The 252-nt window shown below is 44.0% G+C and carries 1 protein-coding gene; it reads right to left on the reverse strand.

Going from position 1 to position 252, the window contains the following annotated elements; translation table 11 throughout:
• Positions 1–252, reverse strand: a 252-nt coding sequence (locus DMB68_RS23520) for a hypothetical protein (RefSeq protein WP_165830205.1), incomplete at both ends; no start/stop codon positions are given.

Here is a 252-nt window from a genome sequence, read left to right on the forward strand (position 1 = left end):
TAGCACCGCCAATACTATAGCTCAATGGAGCAAGACTTGTCGATGATGGCGTAGCGGTAATAGTAAAGCCACTGCCTGAACCTGTACACTGGTTGTCTACTGATACAGTTAATGATGGGGTGTTGTCTGTTGAAACAGCAACATCTACTTTAACTGTACAGCCATTGGCATCTTTTACCCAAACATCCCAGTTGGCATTTGTTAACGGATTTAAATCAGCACTATTGCTGGCAACGTAATCTGCTGCCACAG

Origin of the sequence: Flavobacterium hydrophilum (genome assembly GCF_003202405.1) — a bacterium.
GTDB lineage: Bacteria > Bacteroidota > Bacteroidia > Flavobacteriales > Flavobacteriaceae > Flavobacterium > Flavobacterium hydrophilum.